This window comes from Streptomyces sp. CA-111067 (assembly GCF_050956065.1).
Lineage (GTDB): Bacteria > Actinomycetota > Actinomycetes > Streptomycetales > Streptomycetaceae > Actinacidiphila.
On sequence record NZ_CP192103.1, the window covers coordinates 6,780,036 to 6,797,033 of the forward strand.

Here is a 16,998-nt window from a genome sequence, read left to right on the forward strand (position 1 = left end):
CCGGGGCCCGGCGGCCCCGGCGGCCTCCGACCATGCGGAAGGCGGGCCGGACTCGGTGTCCGGCCCGCCTCTTTCCTGCGGGGAGGTCGCTCACCGCCGCGGCGGCCTGTGGAGGGTCGATCGCGCTGAACTACGTACCGAGCACCTGGAACTCCCAGAGCGAATAGCCGTACTGGGTCGCGCGTTGCGTCCCGTAGACCCGGACATAGCGTCCCGAGCCGCTGACATTCAGCGTCTGGTTGCCGCCGGTTCCGGTCGTCGTGGTGTAGACCGTCTTCCAGGTGTTGCCGTCGGCCGAGGTCTGGATCTGGAACGCCTTGCCGTACGCCGCCTCCCAGTTGAGCTTCACCTGGCTGATGGTGTGCGTCGCGCCGAGGTCCACCCGGAGCCACTGCGGGTCGCTGAACGCGCTCGACCAGCGGGTGCCGGTGTTGCCGTCGGTGGCCGCCGAGGCCGGGGTGCCGGCGTTCTCGGTCGAGGACGCGGTGGTGGGCTTGCCCTGCGAGAGGTTGTTGCCGTTGCTCGGCGGAGTGGTGCCGCCGCCGCCCTTGTTGTAGACGGCCACGTAGTCGATGTTCATCTGACCGCCGCTGACGGTGGCCGAGTTGGGGCCGCCGCCGAAGGCGTCGGGGAAGCCGCCGCCCATCGCCAGGTCGTAGATGATGAAGAACGGGTGGTCCACTGCTGCCGTCCAGGTCGCGGCGGGCACCTGGGTGGAGTTGACGGTGAAGTAGTTGTTGCCGTCCAGGTACCAGCGGATCTGCTCGGGCGAGACCGAGCGGTCGATCTGCACCGCGTAGGTGTGGTATCCGGTCTGGCAGCCGGAGCAGGCACGCTCACCGGAGCCTATGCCGGTGGACTCGTTGCACGGACCGCCCGGGTTCGTGCCGCAGTGCAGCGTGCCGAACACCGAACTGCGGGCGTTGATGTCCTCCAGGATGTCCACCTCGCCCGAGGTGGGCCAGGTGGTGCCGGTCCGCAGCGTCGAGCCGAGCATCCAGAACGCCGGCCAGTAGCCCGCGCCGTTGGCGGTGGTCAGGTTCGGCTGCTGGATGGACGACTGCATCATCACGACGCCGCCGGGAGGCGCCCCGAAGCTGGAGGACTGGGTCTCGATCCGGCCCGAGGTCCATCCGGAGCGGGCGTCGCCGCCGCTGTGCAGCGCCTTGAGCACCAGGTGGCCGTTGCCGTCCTGGTAGACGTTGGACGTGCTGTTGGTCATGGTCTCGATCTCACCGGTGCCGAAGCTGCTGCCCGGGCCGGTGTCGTACTTCCAGTCGGCGCCGTTCACGCCGGTGTTGGCGCCGCCGTTGAAGTCGTCGCTCCAGGTGGTGGTGAAGCCGGCCGGCGGCGCCGGGACGGCGGACGGGGCCGCCGCGGAGACGGCGCCCGGGCCGGCCGCGGCCGGGGTGGCCGCGCCGCCGGGCGCGGCGGTGACCGCGAGGCCGGCCGCGCTCAGCGCGGCGACGGCCAGCACGGCGAGGGTCAGCCGCAGCCGGGAGCGGCGGAAGCGGTGCGAGCGGGGGCCGTCGGCGCCGGGGAGCGGGCGCGGCGGCTCCGCTTCCTGGTCTGGTGCGTTGTCTGGTGCGTGTCCGGTGGACATGCGGGGTCTCCTGTCGCAATGAGCCCGATGGGGGGTGCGCCCGGGCGCGGGCGCCGTGGCGGCTGCTGACCGGTTCGTGGCCGGCTCCCGGTGAAGAGAGCGCTCCCACGAGCGAGCGGCCGGCAGCGCCGGAGGCGGCGCGTCAGGGCGAGTGCAGGCGGTGCGGCGACTGCGGCGCGCGAGGCGTCCTGCGGGACGGAACGGGGTCCGGGACGGGAGCCGAAGCCGGATACGGAGCTGCCGGGGGTCCGGCGGCCCGACCGGTTGCGGGGCGGCGGGCGGGCCGTGGGGGCCGCATCCGCTGGGGTGTCTCGCGGCGCGTCGGCATGGTGTCTCCTGGCCGGGTGGGGGACCGTGTGCAGGGCGGTACGTGCGCTGAGAGCGCTCTCTTGCAGTCAGGGTGATGTCTATAGCCCTGGCTTCGCGACGTCAAGAAGTGCTTCAGCATTCCCAGCTCAGGGGGGTCGGCCTCGGGCCTGCCGCCCCAGTAACCCCTTACTTCCCCACCGGGAGCACCCCGGAGCCCCGGCCGCGGGGAACTGCGCGACCAGCCACGACGGCGGTGCGGGGGACCACCGGGCCGAGGGGGGCAGTTGCTGTAGTTGCCGGCCCACCGGCCGTCGGTGGCTGGCAGCGCAGTTCCCCGCGCCCCTGGGTGACGCCGGGGACGCCCCGGCCAGGGGGTGCCCCGTCAGGGGCGCGGGGAACTGCGCGACCAGCCAGGACGGTAGCGCGCCTGGCCACCGGCTCGGAGGGGCGGTTGCCGGCGTTTCCGGGCCGCCGGGCCGGTGGGGCGGCCTCTGGGAAGCCGGGCCACCGGGCCGGTGGGTGGGGTCGCCGGCCCCGGGCCGGGGCTTTGGGAGCGGGCCGCAGGCTCAGGGAGCCAGGATGGACGCCAGCACGTCGTGCACGTACGTGTTCGGGTGCTTGCCCGTGAAGCGGGCGGACTCGGGGCCGCTCGCCGTCACCGGGACGTCGATGCTCGTGTGGCCCGAAGTCGTCCAGTCCATCACGAACTTGCGGTCACTGCCGCGGATCGCGAACGGCCCGTCCTCCGCGGAGATCCCGTCCCCGGACTCGTCCGCCGCGTCGGTGGCCTCCTCCACGCTGAGCCCGCCGGTCTCGTGGTCGCCGGTGACGACCAGCAGCGTGTCGGGGTGGGTGGCCACGTACGCCCGCGCGAGCGCCACCGTCTTCTCCAGCTGCTGCATCGACTGGAGCACCCGCGCCCCGTTGTTGGAGTGCGCGAACTCGTCGGTGCCCTCCTCCTCGACCATGAGGAAGAAGCCCTTCTTGTTCTTGTCCAGCGTGTCAAGTGCCTTGCCGGTCATGGTCGCCAGGTCCACCACCGGGCTGTAGACGTCGCCCTGGCCCTCGGGGCGCTGCTGGAACATCTCCTCGTTGGCGAACAGCCCGAGCAGCTTGCCGCCCTTGGCCTTGTCGAGCTGCTTGGCGCTGGAGACGTAGCTGTAACCGGCCTTCTTGGCCTTGTTGATGAGGTTGCCCTTGGTGCCGACGCTGCCCTCGCCGGTGTCCTCGGCCGGCTTGTCCTTGAACGCGCCCGGGGTGCCCTTGGGCAGCCACCAGTCCTCGCCGCCGCCCAGGATCACGTCCGGCTTGCTGACCTCGATGTACTGCCGGGCGATCTCGTCCTGCGCGGAGCGGTTGGCGGTGTTGGCGAAGAACGCGGCCGGGGACGCGTCGGTGACCTGCGCGGTGGTGACCAGGCCGGTCGCCTTGCCGTTCACCTTGGCCTGCCGGCCCAGTGTGGCCAGCGGGTTGCCGTCCACGTCCACGCTGATCGCGCCGTTGTACGTCTTCTCGCCGGTCGCCCAGGCGGTCGCCGCGGCGGCCGAGTCGGTGATGATCGCCTTGGGGTCGTGCGGGGTGGTGGTCAGCTGGCCGGAGGCGGCGAGCTTGTCCATCGCCAACTGGCCGTCGAGACCTGCCAGGTTGAGCCGGGCGGCCTCGCGGGCGGCGGAGCCCATGCCGTCGCCGTTGATGAAGATGACGCTCTTCGCGCCCTGCGCCTTCGCCTTGGCGGCGCTCTGCTGCGGGGCCGACGCGGAGGCGCCGAGCGTCGGGTTGACCACCATGGTCGCGACCACTGCGGCCGCGGCGGCCACCGTCGGCGCCGTCCACTTCCGCGTCATACGTACGCGCATGTTCACTACTGCTCCCGGTGAGTTCTTTGCCAAGCTTTCACCTGGACCATAGGGAGCCATGGGGTATTGCTGGTGAACGCCACATGAAAGCCAAGGATGGGCAAAGCGTGTACTGGGTCGAGGTAAAACACAGCGGGGCGGACCCCGAAGGGCCCGCCCCGCCGTCAGCGATGGGTTACTGCATGGGTTACGGCTTGATCCTGATCACCTGCGGGTCGTGGTCGCTCGTCTGGTCGGCGAACTCGGAGTTGATGTGCACCACGTCGTAGTCGACGTGCTTGAGCGCCGGGCTGACCAGGATGTGGTCGAGCACCTGCGAGTTGCCCTCGTAGACGTAGGAGTAACGCTCCTTGGCCGGAAGGGTGTTGACCAGGTCGGTGAGCACCTTGCCGTTGCCGGTGAGGCTGGTGACGGCCGGCGAGAACTGGTAGTCGTTCAGGTCGCCGAGCACCACGACGTCGGCGTGCGGGTCGGCCTGCTCGATCTGCTGCACGAAGTCGTGCTCCAGGATCGCCTGGCGGTTGCGCTGCACCTCGGAGCTGCGCACCGGCGGCTGGAAGCGGCTGTCGATCGACTGGTCGCCGCCCTTGCTGTCGAAGTGGTTGGCGATCACGAACAGCGTCTTGCCGCGGAAGGTGAACTCCGCGGCCAGCGGCTTGCGGCTGCTGTTCCACGCCGGGTCGTTCGGCGCGATCCGGCCGGGCGAGGCGGTCAGCGCGGTCTTGCTGCCGGTGCCCGTGACGCCGACCGGGGTGGTCGAGTCGCCGCCGGAGCGGTCGGTGAAGCCCACCTGCTCCGGGTTGAACAGGAACACCGACCGGATGTTGCCGCCCGGCTCGCCGCCGTCCTTGTCGTTGACCGGGTCGATCTCCCGCCACGAGTACCGCGGGCCGCCGGCCGCCACGATGGCGTCGGTGAGCTTCTGCAGCGTCTGGTCGGCGGCCACCGTGCCGTCGTCGGTGGCGCCGTTGTTGTCCTGGATCTCCTCCAGCGCCACGATGTCGGGCGAGCGCAGGTTCTTCACCAGGCCCTGGGCCAGCGCGTCGAACTTCGACTGCGGGTTGCCGGGCGCCAGGTTCTCCACGTTGTACGTGCCCACGGTGGCCTCGTTCGAGGACGCCTTGCCGGTCACCTCGGGCTTGATGCCGCCGCTCTTGACCGTGCCGATCGTGCGCGCGGCCACCGAGTACGTACCCGCGAACTGGTTGTAGTCCAGCGGGCCCGAGGTGGTGCCGCGCAGCGTGTCGCCGACGTTCGCCGTCGGGAACGCCTGGGTGGCGGTCGGGATCAGCGACTGCACCATCAGGCGGCCGGAGTTGGGGTCGTCGTAGCCGGTGTAGAGGGTGCCGCCGCGCTTGGTCGGGTTCTGCTTCGGCTTGACCGTCACCCACATCTCGCCGTACGGGTCGGTGGCGCCGACCACCCGGCTGTCGCCGATCTCGACGTTCATGCCTTCGAGCGAGGCGTACAGGTCGAGCGCGTAGTCGGCCGGCCGCAGCGGCAGGTTCTCGATGGTGCCGCCGCCGGCGCTCGGCACGAAGGCGTCTGGCACCGACCTGTCGTCGAGCACGACGGGCGCGGGCAGCGTGTTGCCGCTGGAGGCCACCGTCACCTTGGACTTGGTGAGTTCGGTGGTCGACTGGATGCCGGTGTCGGCGCCGCCCGGGTAGAACTCCTGGACGGTGCCGTCCACCGAGACGCTGTCGCCGACCGCGACGGCCGGCACGCTGGAGCCGGTGAAGACGAAGATGCCCTCGCTGGTACGGGGGTTGGCGTCCGGCTTCGGGTCCTGCACCCAGTAGCCCTGCGAGGAGCCGTACGCCCTGATGCCGGTGACGATGCCGGTCGCGCCGGTGACCGCCTTGCCGTTCAGCGGCGACACCCGGGTGTCGCCCTGGATGTCGTGGATCTTCGCCTCGACCGGCGCGGGGCCGGTCGGCGGCGGGCTGGTGGGCGGCGTCGTACCGCCGCCGCCGGAGCCCGCCGCGTTCTGCGGGGTGGGGTCGCCGGCGGTGAAGTCAGCGGCGTTGTCGTCGGTGTCCTTCAGCGCGGAACTGCGGGCCACCGAGGCGGAGTTGCTCGCCCCGGCCGCCGGGCCGCCGCCCTCGTGCACCAGCGCGGTGCCGTAGCCGACCAGGTCGTGCACCCGCGGGTCGCCCACGCAGTCGGCGGCGGTCACGCAGGTCAGCGGGTCGGCGCCGGTCACCAGGGCGATCGTGCCCGTGGTGCCCGACATGTTGATCGCCCCGGTCGCGTCCGGCGCGGGCAGCGCGCTGCTGCCCCCGGTCCCGGCCGCCTCCTGCACCAGGTACCGGCCGCCGCCGGCCAGCGAACCGGTCAGCGGGGTGGACTGCCACTTCGACGACGCCGTCGGCGCGCCCGGCAGGTACTGCACGCTGTACGCGCTCAGATCCAGCGGCGCGGCACCGGCGTTGGCCAGCTCCACGAAGTCATTGGTGAACGTGGCGCCCGAGTTGCCCCCGCCGCCGTACACCTCGGCGATCAGACCGTCGGCCGACGGAGTCGCGGACGCGGCATGGACACCGACAACGGTCGCCAGGACCACGGCGCCGGCTATGCCGATGGGCAGAAATCGCTTGCGAAGCCCCGAGGGGCGGGATCTCGCAGGGCGAGGCGTGGCCTCAGAGGTGTGCGACACCGGAGCGGTTCTCCTTCATGCGGACGGTAGGAGGTGACAGCGCGTCACCCCAGCGGAGCGCCACGCGATTCGGCTCAAGATACGCGCGTAGACCCGACCGTAGAAGGACTCCGGGTTAATTCTCGGCTATCGATCAGACCGTCGCTGATCGATCAGGGCGTCGTACGGTCCGCCGGCCGGCGGGGCGGGGGCCCCGCCGGATCGTCCGGGTGCGACGGCGGCGGGTCAGCGGTTCTCGCCGTAGACGCCGGAGGCGCTGGTCGTCGCGTCGTCCTTGTCCGTCGCGGTGAAGCGGCGGAGGCGGGGGAGGCCGGACGGGGGTTCTTCCGCCAGCTCCTTCACGCCGTCGATGTCCTTCTCGTCGCCGGACAGCGGGGTTCTGGGGCGCTCGTCGCCCACGCCGGGGGCGCCGGAGGACTGGCCGGCGGGCGGGGTCAGGCCGTAGTGCAGGTACAGCTCCTGCTCGCGGTCCAGGCCGAGGTGCTGCTCGGCGTCGATCCGGGGCGCGTCCCCGATGGCGTCCAGGCTGCACGCGACCCGCAGCGCGTTGTCCGCGCCGAGCGCGGCGTCCTCCAGCGGGATGAAGGTCTCCTCCGTGCCGTGCATCCCGGTACGCACCGTCACCCACTCGGGCCGTCGGCTCCAGTCGTCCACGTACACCTCCACGACGTTGCCGACCAGCCGGCCGTCCCGGTCGTGGACGGTCAGCTCCTTGAGCGCCTCGGGGTCCTGGAAGACGTCGTCGGTCATACGGATCACTCCCTCGCGGAAGGGGCGCGCCGCGGTCCCTTGAGTCCCGCGGTCGTCCGCCTCCCCCCATCGGGCCCGCTACCCCGCCTCGGGGCAACCAGGCACGGCCGGGCGCACCGGCCTCTCACCCGTTCGGTCCGCCGGCCCGCGCCGGGGCCCCGTCGTCCCGCGCTCGCGCGGCCCGCCGCGCTCAGCGGATCGCGATCGCCGGCGCCACCCGCACCGGGCCGATGCCCCGGTCGGGCTTGCCGAGCCGGAAGCGGACCTGCCCGTTCAGGACCGTGCCCGACTCCGCCGCCCCCTCGGTCAGCGGCTCGCCCGCGAAGAGGGTGAACGTCCAGTGGTCGTTGCCCTCCCAGTCCGGCAGCTCCCGGCCGGACTGGAGCACCCGGGCGCCCCACAGCTGCCGGATCATGAGCCGGCGGGTGTCCTGGCCGTCCACGGTGAACGAGTCCGCCGGGCCGCCGGCGATGTCCCGGTAGCTGCCGAGCGAGAGGCCGTAGCGGCCGGTGACGGTGGCCACCGGCGTCCACTCCGGGGTGTCGGGGCCCGCCGCGATGCCGGCCCGGCCGGCCGGCAGCCGCTCGTCGACGACGTCCTCCGCGGGCCGGCCGAGCTGGTCGCCGCGCACCTCGGCCGGCATCGCCTTGCGCGTGTCGAGCCGCGCCGGATCGGGCACCAGCAGCAGGCCGTACCGCACCTCGGCGGCGAACCGGGCGCCGTCGAAGTGCTCGCGCAGCGCGCCGACCGCCCGCTCGGCGTCCGCCCACTGCTGCTCGCTGAACGCGCCCGCCAGATACCCGGCGTCGGGCACCGGCAGGCCCGCGTCGGACACGGCCCGCGCCACCGAGGGGCACCGCACCCAGCCTGAGGCGTCGAGCAGCGCGGTCTGGGTGTCGCGGAACGAGGTCATCCGTGGTGCTCCTCGGCAAGGCGTCCGCCGGACCCGCGCGATGTCCCGCGCGACCGCCCACCGGCCGGCGGGCACATGACGATGATGGCCCAGCCCGGCCCGCCACCGGCCAGGGCCACACCGGTGACCAGGCGTTCGTTCGAATGTGCCCAGGTTCTCGGTCGGGGCCAGGAGTCCGGGGTCGGGGCGCGGCCCCGGTCCGGTTCTCGGCACGGGCAATGGCCCCGGCCTGGCCCGCGTCTCGGCACCCCGGTCGGGGGCTCCGGTCTCCGCCCTCGTCCGGGCCACTGTCTCGGCGTGGGTACGGCTCCGGTTCCGCCCGTCGGCCCACCGACCTCGCCCCGCGCCCCCTCAGTCGTCCTGGCGGCCGAACGCCCGCAGAAACGTGTGGACGGCCGCCTTCGCCACCGACCGCAGCTCCGCGTCCGGCACCTGCCGGGTGCCGAGCCGGGCGCGGCGGTCCATCGGGCCGGTGAGCAGGGCGGCGAACTGCTCGGCGGCCAGCAGGGGTTCGGTCGCCGACAGCCGGCCGGCCAGGGTGAGCCGGCCCAGGCGGTCGGCGAGTGCCTGGGTGACCCGGTCGGTCACGTTGACCTGGACGACGTCCAGCAGGTCCGGGAACCGGCCGACCTCCGCCGCGAGCAGCCGCCGCAGCGCCCACGAGCGCTCGTCGCAGTGGCAGCGCAGGAAGTGCAGGGCGGCGGCCTCAAGCGCGGACCTGGTCGCGCCCGCGCCCCGGGCGCCGCCGCCGGTGATCCGTTCGACCGCGGCGAGGTTGGCGGTCAGCGCCTGATCGGCGTAGCCGGCGACGGCCTGGCGGAGCAGCGTCTCCTTGTCGCCGAAGTGGTTGTAGACCGTGGCCTTGGCCACCCCGGCCTCGGCGGCGATGGTGTCCACACCGGCCTGGGCGTAACCCTCCCGGGCGAAGACGGCGAAAGCGGCGTCCAGGATCGCCTGCCGCTTGTCGATCCGCCCGCGCGGGCCGGCGGGGTGCGGCTCGGCGGATCGCGGCTGCGTCGATCGCGGCTGGGTGGGGGTGCCCGGCGCTCTGGTCATGGCCGCGAGCATATCGACGGGGACGGTCCGCCGGACGCGTCGGGCGGGCGGCCCCGGGAGCGTCCGGCCCCGTGGATCACGGCCTTGTGCGAGCCGCACCAGATCACTAACTTGGTCTCATCAGTCTAGTTTATTGGACTTGAGCGATCGTCACCCGACGGCCATCCGAGGAGACATCCGTGCGGAACGTAGTGATCTCAGGCGGCACCGACGGGATCGGCCGGGCGCTTGCCGCGTCCTGCCTCAGCCGCGGGGACGACGTCCTGGTCATCGGCCGCGACCCGGCCAAGGGCGCCGTCTTCACGGCCGGCGGCGCGCGGGCCCGCTTCGTACGGGCCGACCTGAGCCTTGTCGCGGAGAACCGGCGGGCGATCGCCGAGATCGAGTCCGTCTTCCCCGCCGTGGACGCGCTGGTGCTGTGCGCCCGGCACTACCGGTCGCAACGGCGGGTGACGACCGAGGGGTTCGAGGAGACCTTCGCGCTTTTCTACCTGAGCCGCTACCTGCTCGGCCACGGGCTGACGCACCTGCTGGAGAAGGCCGGCCGCCCGGTCATCATGAACGTGGCGGGGCCGGCCCACGCCACCGGCGCCGTGCGCTGGGACGACCTCGAACTCGCCCGCGGCTATCACGGGGGAGCGGCGCTGGGGCAGGGCGGCAAGCTGAACGACCTGCTCGGCGTCGATTACGCGTCCGTCCCCGCCCCCGGCGCGTCCGCGTCCGCGTCTGGCACGGGCTCGTCCGGCGAGCCGCGCCGCACCCGGTACGTGCTCTTCCACCCGGGCGTCGTCGCGACCAGCCACTCCGGTACGTACGACCCGGAGACGGCCGCCTATGTGGCGCGGATGCGGCGGTCCGCCAAACCGGTCGGCCCGACCGCCGCCGCCATCCTCGCCCGGATCGACGCGCCGCCGGCCGAGCCGCTGACCGCCTTCGTGGAGGACGTGCCGCTCAGCGTCCGGCACCCCTCCTTCGCCCCGGCCGACGCGCGGCGGCTGGCCGACCTCACCGAACGCCTGCTGGCCGGCGTCCCGGAGGCGTGACGTACCCGAAGGGTTCCGGAGGCGTGACGTACCCGAGGCGTGACGTACCCGAAGGGCTCCGGAGGCGTGAACTCCCGTCGCGCGCCGGCCGGTTCAGCCGGCGTTCAGTCCTGCTCGGGCCGAAGCGCGTACAGCCCCGGGAGGTTGACGACGATCGCCTCCTGCGTGTTGCGGGCGATCACGACCACGGCTTCCTCGTCGGGGTCCGGATTCTCCTCCCGGTGCGGGACGAACGGCGGCACGAAGACGTAGTCGCCGGGCGACGTGCGCAGCCGCACCTCCACGCCGGCGCCGTCCCCGTCCGAACCGCCGGACCCGCCGTCGCCGGCGCCGGCGCCGTCCAGGAAGACGAACTCCGGGTGCCCGCTCACCACATAGATCGCGGTCTCGGACTCCCCGTGGTGGTGGTCGGACGACGAGGTCGCCGGGGCCACATGCGTCTGCCCCATCCACAGCTCCTCGGAGCCGACCGTCCGCCCGCTGACGGCGGCGAACCTGCGCATACCGCCCGTCTGCGCCGTGTCACCGTCCAGCGCGCCCGCCCGGATGTGGTGCAGACGCGACCGCAACGTCCCCTGGTGCCCGGCCTCGCCCCGGGGGCCGTGCAGATGCGGGTGGAAGCCCTCGCCCGGAGTCGTCAGCGGCTCGCTCATGTCCCGGACGCTAGGTCCGCGCCGAAACGTCTGTCAACGCCTCGCATCCCCCGCGCGGGGGATGCGAGCTGGCTCTCCGGAGGGACGATCCCGTACGCCACCTGCTGCGATGATGACGAGCATGGACCGTACGACGGGGTGGCACGCCACCTGGACGGGGCTGCGGCGGCGGGCGGCCGGCCTCCCGCAGGTGAGCCCGGCGGCCGGGGCGCTGCTCGGGCTGCTCGGCGTGCTGGCCTCGCTCGCCGAGTTCGTCGCCGTGCACGGGTCGATCCCGCGGATGTTCGCGCAGGTGCACGACGGCAGCGGCGCGGGCCCCGGCACGTTCCAGCCCGGCGGCGTCAGCGGCGTGCAGTTCGGCATGGTCGTCGGCCTGGTGTGCCTGTGCACCGCCCTGCCGCTGGCGCTCCTGCGCCCGCTCGCGGCCGGGGTCACCGTCACCGCCGCGGGCGCCGGCTCGCTGCTGATCTTCCAGACGCTGACGGTGGCGGGCCTGGCCGCCCAGCTCGTCGCGCAGTACCGGCTCGGCCGGGCCGGCGCCGTCCGCGCCGCGCTCCTGCTCGGCACGCCGTTCCTCGCGCTGGCCCTGGCGGCGTCCGACGGCACCGACTACCGGGCACGGGTCGTGCTGGCCGCCGTGCTCGGCCCGATGGCCGCCCTCGCCGGGCTGGCCGTCCGGTCGGACGACCAGCAGCGGAGCAACGCCGCGATCCGCCAGGTCATGGACGGCACCCGGTGGGAGAACGCGGCGCGCGACGAACGCGCCCGTATCGTCCGCGAGTTGCACGATGTCGTCGGCCATCACGTCTCGATGATCGCCGTGCAGGCCGAGACGGCGCGGCTGGCCACCGCGGGCATGCCGGCCGAGGGCGCCGAACGGCTGCTCGGCATCGGGGACACCGCCCGCGCGGCGATGAACGAGATGCGCCGGCTGCTGGGCGTGCTCCGCGAGGACACCCGCGCCTCCGGCCTCGCCGCCGGCCGGACAACAGACCAGGGCGCCGGCACCGCCCCGAGCACCCGCACGTCTGGTGTCAGCGGCAGCCGAACCGACCCCGGCGCCGGGCCTGGCACCGCCCCCGACCGCCGGCCGCAGCCGGACCTCCGGCAGCTCAACGAACTGCTGGACGAGGCCCGCAGGGCATCCGGCACCTCCGTCCGGCTCATCCTGAGCGGATCCCCGCTCGATCTCGACCCCGGCGTCGAGATCGCCGCCTACCGGATCGTCCAGGAGTCGCTGACCAACGCCCGCAAGCACGCCGCCGGCGCCGCCGTGGACGTCGAACTGCACTACACCGCCGACGCGCTGCACCTGCGGATCCGCGACAACGGCCCCGGCTCGCCACCCGATCAACTGCCCGGCGGACACGGCCTGCTGGGCATGCGGGAACGGGTGGCCGCGGTCGGCGGCGAGGTGTCCACCGGGCCCGCGCCCGGCGGCGGCTTCCTCGTGGCGGCCCGCTTCGGCTCGGGGCGCGACCAGGGCGGCCACCGCGGCCGGCGCGACGAGAGAGAAGAGCTCCGATGAGCAGCACGCCCGCGCCGATCCGGGTCGTCATCGCCGACGACCACCTCGTCGTGCGCACCGGATTCGCCGCCCTGCTCGACAGCCAGCCGGACTTCACCGTCGTCAGGACCGCCGCCACCGGCACCGAGGCGGTCCGCGTCTGCCGCGAAGCGGCGCCGGACGTCGTCCTGATGGACGTGCGGATGCCGGAGATGGACGGCATCGAGGCCACCCGGCAACTCGTCGGCGCCGCACCGGAGGGAGCCGGACCGGAGGGAGCCGGCTTGGCGGGAGCCGGACCGGAGGGAGCCGAGCGGGGGAGAGCCGGCCCACCCCGCGTCCTGATCCTGACGACGTTCGACCTCGACGAGTACGTGTACGACGCGCTGCGGGCCGGCGCCAGCGGTTTCCTGCTCAAAGAGGCCACCGCGGAACGGCTGTTCGACGCCGTCCGGGTCATCGCCGCGGGCGACGCGCTGCTCGCGCCCGGCATCACCCGGCGGCTGATCGGCGAGTTCGCCCGGATGCCGGTACGGCCGGGCGCCGTCACGCCACCGGCCCTGAAGTCGCTGACCGCCCGCGAGTCGGACGTCCTGCTGCTCATCGCCGAGGGGCTGTCCAACCCGGAGATCGCCGCCCGGCTGGTCGTGAGCGAGGAGACGGTGAAGACGCATATCAGCCGGATCCTCGCCAAGTTGGGGCTGCGCGACCGGACGCAGGCCGTGATCGCCGCGTACGAAGGGGGACTTGTGGTCCCCGGCGCCCGGCGCTACCAGTAGCGGGCCCACGGGCGCGGGGCTGGGGGACGTTCCGTCGAGCGCGCGGTCCGCGCCGGGGCATCCCGCCCGGTACACCGCCGGGGCCGTCATCCTCAGGGAGTACGCCGGCCGTCCCCCACGCGGGGGAGTGGCGGCGCCCTCGTCCCCCGTCCGAGCGCCGCGGAGTTCGCTCGCCGCCGTGACGACCCGGCCGCCCCCTCCTCCCTAGCCTGCTGACATGCAGAGGACACTCGCCGGACCGGACGCATCGATCCAGGTCAGGGACGTACACAAGCGATTCGGCAGCACCCGGGCGCTGGCCGGGATGACGTTCGACGTCAGGCCCGGCCAGGTCACCGGTTTCGTCGGCCCGAACGGTGCCGGGAAGTCCACCACCATGCGGGTGATCCTCGGCCTCGACCGGCCGGACGAGGGCACCGCGCTGGTCGGCGGCCGTCCGTACCGCGACCTGCCAGAACCGCTCACCCACCTCGGGGCGCTGCTCGACTCCGCGGCCGTGCTGCCGAGCCGTACTGCCCGCCACCATCTGCTCTGGCTGGCCCACTCCCAGGGGCTCGGCGCCCGGCGGGTGGACGAGGTGATCGGGCAGGTCGGCCTCCAGGACGCGGCCCGCCGCAAGGCCGGCGGCTTCTCGCTCGGCATGCGACAGCGGCTCGGCATCGCGGCGGCGCTGCTCGGCGACCCGCCGGCCGTCATGCTCGACGAACCCTTCAACGGCCTTGATCCGGAAGGGTTCCAGTGGATGCGCGGCTTCCTGGCGACGCTGGCGGAACAGGGCCGCGCGGTGCTGATTTCCAGCCACCTGATGAGCGAACTCCAGGGCAGCGCCGACCATGTGGTGGTCGTCGGACGCGGGAAGGTCCTCGCGGACGTCGGCGTACGGGAGTTGCTCGCGTCGATGTCGCAGGGGCGGTTGAGCCTGCGGACGTCCGCACGCACCGAGGCCATGGCGGTGCTGGCGCGCGCCGGCGCCACCGTGAGCTCCACGGGCGAGGACGAGATCACCGTGACGGGACTGCCCGCCGAGGGTGTGGTGTCCGTGCTGAGCGCGAACGGGCTGCCCGTCACCGGGATATCGGAGCATCAGGCCACGCTGGAGGAGGCGTACATGGAACTCACCCGGGACGCCGTGCAGTTCCGCGGCACCGCCGCCTCCGCCGCCGCTGAGGAGGCCGGCCGATGACCGCCACGACGTCCCGGCCGGCAACGGCCGCCGCCCGAACTCCCGCGCTCGGCGGGTTCGGACGGCTGCTGCACGCCGAGTGGACCAAGTTCCGTACGGTACGCGGCTGGACGTGGAGCGCGGTCGGCGCGCTGCTGGTCATCTGCGCGGTGGGGCTGCTCGCCACGGCGCCCGGCAGCAAGGCGGGGCACGACGGCGCCGGGCTGCCGGTCGGCCCGGGCGGCGAGGCGGTCAACGACAGCTTCGCCTTCGTGCACCAGGAGTTGCGGGGCGACGGCACGCTGACGGTCGCGGTGTCCGCGCTGACCGGTGAGATCCAGCGCGGCCCGGGCGAGAGCGGCGGCGGCCTGGCGCCGTGGGCGAAGGCCGGCATCATCGTGAAGGACGGCCTCGGCCAGGGCTCCGGGTACGCAGCGGTGATGGTCACCGGCGCCCACGGCGTACGGATGCAGTACGACTACACCCACGACAGGGCGGGGGCGGCCGGGGCGCCGGCTCCGGCCTCGCCGCGCTGGCTGCGGCTGCGCCGCACCGGCGGCACGATCACCGGCTACCAGTCCGCGGACGGTACGCGGTGGACCGAGATCGGCGCCGTACGGCCGGCCCGGCTGCCGGCGACCGCGCAGGTCGGGCTGTTCGTGACCTCGCCGTCGATCGGCACGGGCACCGGCACCGGGATGGGCTTCTCGCCGGCCGCGGCCACCGGCACGTTCGGTCACGTCGCCCTGAGCGGTGGGTGGTCGGGGGACGGCTGGCAGACCGGGCGGGTGGGCAGTAACGCGGGGACGTCGGCGAGTTACGGCGACTCGTTCCCCGGGCCGGAGGCGGTCCGTACGGGTGGTGGGTCCGGTGGCGGTCCGGGCAGCGGCTCCGGCGGCGGGTTCAAGGTGACCGGGGCCGGCGACATCGCGCCGGTCGTCGGCGGGCAGGCCGGAAGCGGCGTACGCACCATCGAGAACTTCCTCGTCGGCGCGTTCGCCGGGCTGATCATCATGGCCGTGGTGGGCGCCGGCAGCGTCACCGCCGAATACCGGCGTGGGCTGATCGGCGTCACCCTGGCGGCGAGCCCGCGCCGGGCCCGGGTGCTGGTGGCGAAGGCGCTCGTGGTGGGCGGCGTCGGCTTCGTCGCCGGTGCGGTCGCCGCCGCCGTGATCGTCCCGTTCGGCGGAGCGCGGTCGCAGGCGAACGGCTTCCCGGTGCTGACCGTGCCCGCGATGACCGAACTGCGGGTGATGGCCGGTACGGGGCTGCTGCTGGCCGTCGCGGGCGTGTTGGCGCTCGCCGTCGGCACGATCGTGCGGCGCGGGGCCGTGGCGATCACCGTGGTCGTCGTCGGCATGGTGCTGCCGTACCTGCTCGCGAGCGGCTCCGTACTGCCCGACGGCGCCTCGCAGTTGCTGCTGCGGGTGACTCCGGCGGCCGGGTTCGCGATCCAGCAGAGCGTCGTGCGGTACGGGCAGGTCTTCACCGACTACGGGCCCTCCTCCGGCTACTTCCCGCTGGCGCCGTGGGCGGGCTTCGCCGTCCTGTGCGGCTATGCGGCGGTCGCGTTCGCGGCGGCGACGGTGCTGCTGCGCCGGAGGGACGTGTGAGGCGCGGCAGTTCGGGCCGCGGCCTTCCGGGCCGGGCCGGGGGAGCGCGGTGGGCCGGGTTGCGGCGGTCCTGGCACGCCGAGTGGACCAAGCTGCGGACGGACGCGGGCAACGGCTGGCTGGTGCTCGGCGTGATCGCGCTGACCGTCGCGGTCGGCGCGTCGGTAGCCATGACGTCCCGGTGCGACGCCGCCGGCTGCGGCGGCGACCCCGCCCGGCTCAGCCTCACCGGCGTGATGGCCGGCCAGGTGGTGGTCGCCGTGCTGGCGGTGCTGATGGTGGGCAACGAGTACGGCACCGGCATGATGCACACCACGCTCACCGCGATCCCGCGCCGCCTGGACGTCCTCGCGACGAAGTCGGCGGTGCTCGCTGCGGTGACGCTGGTGGCGGGGACGGTGGCTGTCGTCGCGTCGCTGCTGATCGGCGGGATGGTGGAGCCCGGGCGCGGCTTCACGGCCGAACACGGCTTCCGCGCCCTGTCGTTGGCGGACGGCCCGACGCTGCGGGCCGCCGCCGGCTCCGTCCTGTACCTCGTCCTGATCGGCCTGCTCGCCCTCGGAGCGGCGCTGGCCGTCCGCAACTCGGCGACGGCGATCGGCATCGTCCTGGCGGTGCTGTTCGTACTCCCGATCATCGCCCAGGTGCTGCCCGACCCCGGCTGGCAGCGCCACGTCGACCAGATCTCCCCGCTGACAGCGGCCCTCGCCCTCCAGACGACAACCCCCACCGCCCACCCGCCCCTGACGCCCGGGGAGGGAGTCGCCGTCCTGGCGGGTTGGGCTGCCGCGGCGCTGCTGTCGGGCGGCTGGCTGCTCCGCGTCCGCGACGCGTAGCTAGGGCTTCGCGTCCGGCGAGCGGGCGGTGGTGGCGTTCTTGGCAAGCGCAGGGTGCTTGATTCCATGAGTTCGCAGCTGGATGGCGGAGTCCTTAGTCGCGTAATTAATGCGTAGCTTCGCGAAGTGCGCAATAGCCTGATGTTCTGGCATCCGGCTGGGTGGCACGCAGGTTTAGGTAATGGTCTAGTGGGCTCGCGACTAGGCCAGCCGTGGACTACCGTGATCCCCACAGCGCGTCCGCAGTGCACGGGTGCGC

The 16,998-nt window shown here is 73.4% G+C and carries 13 protein-coding genes; 6 read left to right on the plus strand and 7 right to left on the minus strand.

The window, feature by feature from the left end; genetic code table 11:
* Positions 1–130 precede the first annotated feature (130 nt).
* The 6 genes from ACQPW6_RS30065 to ACQPW6_RS30090 form a co-directional block, all read right to left on the minus strand.
* Positions 131–1,603, minus strand: coding sequence for a discoidin domain-containing protein (locus ACQPW6_RS30065; RefSeq protein ID WP_433892840.1), 1,473 nt, complete (start codon positions 1,601–1,603; stop codon positions 131–133).
* 875 nt (positions 1,604–2,478) lie between these two features.
* On the minus strand, positions 2,479–3,768 hold the full coding sequence (locus ACQPW6_RS30070; RefSeq protein WP_433892841.1) for an alkaline phosphatase: 1,290 nt from the start codon (positions 3,766–3,768) through the stop codon (positions 2,479–2,481).
* Positions 3,769–3,955: 187 nt separating this feature from the next.
* A complete protein-coding gene (locus ACQPW6_RS30075) occupies positions 3,956–6,334 on the minus strand; it encodes an endonuclease/exonuclease/phosphatase family protein (RefSeq protein WP_433892842.1) in 2,379 nt (792 codons plus the stop codon).
* 318 nt (positions 6,335–6,652) lie between these two features.
* Positions 6,653–7,177 (minus strand): PRC-barrel domain-containing protein, encoded by a 525-nt coding sequence (locus ACQPW6_RS30080; RefSeq protein WP_433892843.1) that lies wholly within the window; start codon positions 7,175–7,177, stop codon positions 6,653–6,655.
* Positions 7,178–7,367: 190 nt separating this feature from the next.
* Positions 7,368–8,090: a hypothetical protein gene (locus ACQPW6_RS30085; RefSeq protein ID WP_433892844.1), complete on the minus strand. Its 723-nt coding sequence runs from the start codon at positions 8,088–8,090 to the stop codon at positions 7,368–7,370.
* A gap of 351 nt (positions 8,091–8,441) precedes the next feature.
* The gene (locus tag ACQPW6_RS30090) at positions 8,442–9,146 is read right to left on the minus strand and encodes a TetR/AcrR family transcriptional regulator (RefSeq protein ID WP_433892845.1); all 705 of its coding nucleotides are present in this window, start codon (positions 9,144–9,146) and stop codon (positions 8,442–8,444) included.
* 179 nt (positions 9,147–9,325) lie between these two features.
* Between ACQPW6_RS30090 and ACQPW6_RS30095 the strand changes: the two genes are divergently transcribed.
* Positions 9,326–10,189, plus strand: a complete 864-nt coding sequence (locus ACQPW6_RS30095) for an SDR family NAD(P)-dependent oxidoreductase (protein ID WP_433892846.1) — start codon at positions 9,326–9,328, stop codon at positions 10,187–10,189.
* Between the two features lie 104 nt (positions 10,190–10,293).
* Here the strand turns inward: ACQPW6_RS30095 and ACQPW6_RS30100 are convergent, their stop codons facing one another.
* Complete coding sequence (locus ACQPW6_RS30100; RefSeq protein ID WP_433892847.1) at positions 10,294–10,842, minus strand: cupin domain-containing protein; 549 nt, start codon at positions 10,840–10,842, stop codon at positions 10,294–10,296.
* A gap of 121 nt (positions 10,843–10,963) precedes the next feature.
* On the opposite strand from ACQPW6_RS30100, the gene ACQPW6_RS30105 reads away from it, so the two are divergent.
* From ACQPW6_RS30105 to ACQPW6_RS30125, 5 genes are all read left to right on the plus strand, one after another.
* Positions 10,964–12,370: a sensor histidine kinase gene (locus ACQPW6_RS30105; RefSeq protein WP_433892848.1), complete on the plus strand. Its 1,407-nt coding sequence runs from the start codon at positions 10,964–10,966 to the stop codon at positions 12,368–12,370.
* Positions 12,367–13,128, plus strand: coding sequence for a response regulator (locus ACQPW6_RS30110; RefSeq protein ID WP_433892849.1), 762 nt, complete (start codon positions 12,367–12,369; stop codon positions 13,126–13,128). The genes ACQPW6_RS30105 and ACQPW6_RS30110 overlap by 4 nt, the downstream gene beginning before the upstream one ends.
* A 217-nt stretch (positions 13,129–13,345) precedes the next feature.
* A complete protein-coding gene (locus tag ACQPW6_RS30115) occupies positions 13,346–14,311 on the plus strand; it encodes an ATP-binding cassette domain-containing protein (protein ID WP_433892850.1) in 966 nt (321 codons plus the stop codon).
* Entirely contained in the window at positions 14,308–15,903 is a 1,596-nt protein-coding gene (locus ACQPW6_RS30120; protein ID WP_433892851.1) for an ABC transporter permease subunit, read from the plus strand. Before ACQPW6_RS30115 ends, ACQPW6_RS30120 begins: the two co-directional genes overlap by 4 nt.
* A complete protein-coding gene (locus tag ACQPW6_RS30125) occupies positions 15,900–16,739 on the plus strand; it encodes an ABC transporter permease (protein WP_433892852.1) in 840 nt (279 codons plus the stop codon). Before ACQPW6_RS30120 ends, ACQPW6_RS30125 begins: the two co-directional genes overlap by 4 nt.
* Positions 16,740–16,998 lie beyond the last annotated feature (259 nt).

Excerpts from the sequence above, each read along its gene's own strand:
- ACQPW6_RS30100 (WP_433892847.1), bottom strand. The coding sequence starts at position 10,842 with ATGAGCGAGCCGCTGACGACTCCGGGCGAGGGCTTCCACCCGCATCTG.
- ACQPW6_RS30105 (WP_433892848.1), top strand. The coding sequence starts at position 10,964 with ATGGACCGTACGACGGGGTGGCACGCCACCTGGACGGGGCTGCGGCGG.
- ACQPW6_RS30115 (WP_433892850.1), top strand. The coding sequence starts at position 13,346 with ATGCAGAGGACACTCGCCGGACCGGACGCATCGATCCAGGTCAGGGAC.
- ACQPW6_RS30080 (WP_433892843.1), bottom strand. The coding sequence starts at position 7,177 with ATGACCGACGACGTCTTCCAGGACCCCGAGGCGCTCAAGGAGCTGACC.
- ACQPW6_RS30085 (WP_433892844.1), bottom strand. The coding sequence starts at position 8,090 with ATGACCTCGTTCCGCGACACCCAGACCGCGCTGCTCGACGCCTCAGGC.
- ACQPW6_RS30110 (WP_433892849.1), top strand. The coding sequence starts at position 12,367 with ATGAGCAGCACGCCCGCGCCGATCCGGGTCGTCATCGCCGACGACCAC.
- ACQPW6_RS30120 (WP_433892851.1), top strand. The coding sequence starts at position 14,308 with ATGACCGCCACGACGTCCCGGCCGGCAACGGCCGCCGCCCGAACTCCC.
- ACQPW6_RS30070 (WP_433892841.1), bottom strand. The coding sequence starts at position 3,768 with ATGCGCGTACGTATGACGCGGAAGTGGACGGCGCCGACGGTGGCCGCC.
- ACQPW6_RS30065 (WP_433892840.1), bottom strand. The coding sequence starts at position 1,603 with ATGTCCACCGGACACGCACCAGACAACGCACCAGACCAGGAAGCGGAG.
- ACQPW6_RS30090 (WP_433892845.1), bottom strand. The coding sequence starts at position 9,146 with ATGACCAGAGCGCCGGGCACCCCCACCCAGCCGCGATCGACGCAGCCG.